Source organism: uncultured Thiocystis sp., from assembly GCF_903866365.1.
Taxonomy (GTDB): domain Bacteria; phylum Pseudomonadota; class Gammaproteobacteria; order Chromatiales; family Chromatiaceae; genus Chromatium.
The window spans coordinates 1-3,439 of the sequence record NZ_CAIPNF010000317.1 but is presented as its reverse complement, the minus strand read 5'-3'; the positions used below and the strand labels follow the sequence as shown (position 1 = coordinate 3,439).

The window sequence follows — 3,439 nt, the reverse complement described above, 5'->3', positions numbered from 1 at the left end:
CCAACTGCTCGACGATCTCCACCACGAACCGCGCTAAGTGTCGCTCCGGGAGATAATCCTGGATGCACGGCGGCAACAGCAGTGGGGTGTCTCGGTCGATGGGGATGAACTCGACAGCCATGGAGACTCCGCTGGGCTTCGGGGTGAGACACACGATTGTACTCGCGATGCGGGTGCTAAGCCGGACAGGCTCCTAGGATTTTCCGTTCGCACTGAGCTTGTCGAAGGCTTTCAAGGGGCTAGGATTTTTCGTTCGCCCTGAGCTTGTCGAAGACTTTCAAGGGGCTAGGATTTTCCGTTCGCCCTGAGCTTGTCGAAGGGCGAGCGGAAAATCCTTAACTTAATGGCAGTGGACCGACGGGCGGGGTCGTCTGCCTTGGCGCCGCTTGGCCGCTCGGTTCCATGCAACACCGGGGGCAGCGTGCGTATTCCAATGAAACCGGACACCCAGTCCGAAGGAAAGCGGACAGTCGTTCCGATCGAAACCGGACAGTCAGTCCGAAGGAAAGCGGACACTCAATCTGGTGAATCCGGACAGCGATCCTCGAATCACGATGCGGGTACTTTCTTGTTACTGCGTGACACCCTCGTCTGTCAAGGTTGAGGTGCGCTTGCGCATGGATTCGCCACGCAGGGTGATCGTGTAGGCGGCGTGCACGAGGCGGTCGAGGATGGCGTCAGCCAGAGTCGGATCGGCAAGATACTCATGCCAGTGCTCGAGGGGGAGCTGGCTGGTGACCAGCGTCGAGCGGATGCGACAACGATCGTCGAGGATTTCGAGCAGATCGCGGCGCTGCTCGTTATTCATTGGTGTCAGTCCCCAATCGTCAAGGATGAGCAGGTCGGTCTTGGCCAGCTCGGCGAGCAGTTTGCTGTAGCGGCCATCGGCGCGGGCGATGCCCAGTTCCTCAAGCAGGCGCGGCAATCGCCGATAGCGCGCGGTGTAGCCGAGTCGACAGGTCTGATTGGCCAAGGCGCAGGCCAAGTAGCTCTTACCGACACCGGTCGGACCCGTGATTAAGACATTGAGGTGCTCGCCGATCCAATGCCCGGTCGCGAGGCGGGTCATGAGAACCTTATCGAGCCCGCGCGGGGCGCGGTAGTCGATGTCTTCGATGGCGGCGCTTTGGCGCAGCTTCGCCTGTTTCAGACGCGTCTTCAGACGGCGGTTTTCGCGCTCGGTGGACTCGCGGTCGAGCAGCAAGCCGAGGCGCTCTTCAAAGCTCAGGGCGGCGATGTCAGGCTGTTGCAACTGCTCCTGAAGGGCGTTGGCCATGCCGGGCAGGCGTCGTTGCTGAAGGCGCTCGAGGGTGGGATGGAGCAACATTGGGACAGTCTCCTGGTTGTTGGCAGGGAGAGGGCTCCCCGGCGGGATGCCGGGGCGTGGTGTGACGGCGTCAGTGGTAGTAACCGGCGCCGCGCACATTGGGGTGAACAATGGGGTTTGACTCAGGGATCGTGCTCGGCAGCGGACGTTGATCGAGCCCCTTGGCGAGGATCGAGGCGAGGCTCTTGTCGCTGACGGTGCCGATGGCCAACGCGCGGGCGCAGGCCGCCTCCAGGCGCACCTCGCCATCGTCCTTGCCCAGGCGCATCACCCCGAAGGCGGCGTTGAAGCCCTGCTGGGGATGGGTCCGCTTGGCGAGCAGACACGCGATCAGGGCGCGCGTTGAAGGGCCATGCTGCTCGGCCCAGTGCAGGAGGCGCTCGGGCGTCCAATCCAGGTAGCGCTGATGGGCCTCGGGCATGTGGGCGGCGACGGTGGTATAGCCGCCGCGACGTGTGCTACGGACATGCGAGGCGACACGCTGCCCCTGATGCAACACCTCGACCGTGGTCGCCGTGAGGCGCACATCGAGCGGACGCTTCACCAGCGTATGGGGGACGGAGTAGTAGTGCCCCTCGATTTCGAGATGGATGTTGGGTGCCACCCGAGCCTTACGCCATTCGGCGTATTCATAGGGGACAGGGGGCAAGGGCCGCAGCGCCGGGCGATCGATGGTCTCGAAGTGGCTGCGTCGCGAGCCTCCGAGCTTCTTGAAGGGCCGTTCGTTCAGTCCCGTCAGCAACGCGTCGATGGCGGCATTGAGCGCGGCCAGGGAGAAGAAGGTCTGATGGCGCAGCCGTGCCAGGATCCAGCGCTCGACGAGCAGGACGCCGCCTTCGGCCTTGGCCTTGTCGCGTGGCTTACGCACCCGCGCGGGAATGACCGCGACCTCATCATGGCGGGCGAAATCCTGGTCGGTGGGATTGAGATCCGGCTCATCGCGGCAGGCCTTGCTGACGGCACTGCGCAGATTGTCCGGGACGATGATTTCTGGCGCCCCATTGAAGAAGGCCAGGGCGCGCACATGCGACCCAATCCAGTCAGCCAAGCCCTGGGTGCGAGTCGCCTCGGCGTAGGTATCGCTCGAAGCGCCCAGGACCGCGACGAAGATCTGCGCCGCCTGCACCTCACCGCTGCGCGCATCGACGATGTCCACCGTCTGCCCGGCGTCGTCAACGAAGAGCTTCTCGCCGGCGCGATGGCTCTGGCGCATCACGACATCGACCTGGCCACGCCACTGCCCGTACAGATCGCAGAAGCGGCTGTAGGCATCGCCGTCGGGGGTACACTCGCGGTACTCCTGCCAGAGCAGGAACAGCGTCACGCCCTTGCCGCGCAGCTCGCGTTGGATCCGCACCCAATCGAGCGCCTCGCGACGACGTGGCGCGCACGCCTCCTGCGCATCGAGCAGACGCTCCAGACGTCCCTCGTCGAGGTCCGCCGGTAGCGGCCAAGAGAGTCCTGCGGCCTGCGCACGCTTCAAGCAATCTGACACCGTCGATTTGCCGATGCCGAGCGTCTTGGACACTGCCCGTAACGACACCTGTGCGCCCCAGCTCAGGCGCAGGATTTCGTGGATCTTTCGCATGGATAACCGTTCTCGTGGCATGTGCCTTCCTCGTTGCAACAGCAAAAAGGTCGGCAGCTTACTTGGGTTATCCCGCGTCGTGATGCGTGTGCGAACGGCTGTCCGAATTCACCGGAATGCTGTCCGGATTCGATTCGAATCAGTGTCCGCTTTCAGGTCGGAATGCTGTCCGCTTTCAGGTCGGATTAGTGTCCGGTTTGGATCGGAATGGGTGTCCGGATTCGGTCGGAATACTCAGGCAGCGCCGGGGCGCGTGGAGAGCGGGCATCCGGCGCCCGTCGCGCCGGCCTGTCGGTTGCCGTTCCTTGCGTCTGGCGGCGCATCGATCGACGCTTGCTCGTGACGGTGGATACGTTCCCCGCTTCGATTCTGGATGAAGTGCTGGCGAAGGTCAGCACCCTCTTCGAGTCGACGTTCGTGGATTTCCGGAAGGGGGGTAGTCGGTTAGTGCCTCCTGTCGCAAGATGTGGGGGTGAATCCTACTGACCAATCCATATACCCGACCTTGGTGGCAGGGCGCGACT

The 3,439-nt window shown here is 63.3% G+C and carries 2 protein-coding genes; both read right to left on the bottom strand.

What is annotated here, in order from left to right:
* Window positions 1-571: 571 nt before the first annotated feature.
* Window positions 572-1,327, bottom strand: a complete 756-nt coding sequence (gene istB, locus QZY07_RS18050) for an IS21-like element helper ATPase IstB (RefSeq protein WP_295405711.1) — start codon at window positions 1,325-1,327, stop codon at window positions 572-574.
* A 70-nt stretch (window positions 1,328-1,397) separates the two neighbouring features.
* Window positions 1,398-2,936, bottom strand: coding sequence for an IS21 family transposase (gene istA, locus QZY07_RS18045; protein ID WP_295405709.1), 1,539 nt, complete (start codon window positions 2,934-2,936; stop codon window positions 1,398-1,400).
* Window positions 2,937-3,439: the final 503 nt, after the last annotated feature.